The organism is Klebsiella sp. 141251 (assembly GCF_050600725.1).
Lineage (GTDB): Bacteria > Pseudomonadota > Gammaproteobacteria > Enterobacterales > Enterobacteriaceae > Klebsiella > Klebsiella aerogenes.
The window spans coordinates 1-563 of sequence record NZ_JAQIRG010000027.1; the positions used below are offsets into that span (position 1 = coordinate 1).

At 60.6% G+C, this 563-nt stretch carries 1 protein-coding gene; it reads left to right on the plus strand.

Annotated elements, in window-relative coordinates; all coding sequences use genetic code 11:
- A partial coding sequence (locus PGR09_RS24495) for a molybdopterin oxidoreductase family protein (RefSeq protein ID WP_430916583.1) occupies window positions 1-563 on the plus strand: 563 nt, incomplete at both ends.

Below are 563 nucleotides of genomic sequence, written 5' to 3' on the forward strand. Positions count from 1 at the left end.
GACGTCATCCTGCCATCCACCTCGTGGGGCGAGCACGAAGGCGTGTATACCGCAGCGGACCGCGGCTTCCAGCGCTTCTTTAAAGCGGTGGAGCCAAAGTGGGACCTGAAAACCGACTGGCAGATCATCAGCGAAATCGCCACCCGGATGGGCTATCCGATGCACTACAACAACACCCAGGAGATCTGGGATGAGTTGCGGCATCTGTGCCCGGACTTCTACGGCGCCACCTATGAAAAAATGGGCGAGCTCGGCTACGTCATGTGGCCATGCCGCGATGAGTCCGACGCCGACCAGGGGACGTCGTATCTGTTTAAAGAGAAGTTCGATACCCCCAACGGGCTGGCGCAGTTCTTCACCTGCGACTGGGTCGCGCCGATCGATAAGCTCACCGACGAGTACCCGATGGTGCTCTCAACGGTGCGCGAAGTCGGTCACTACTCCTGCCGTTCGATGACCGGCAACTGTGCGGCGCTGGCGGCGCTGGCGGATGAACCGGGCTATGCGCAAATCAACACCGCCGACGCCGAACGGTTAGGCATCGAGGATGAAGCGCTGGTGTG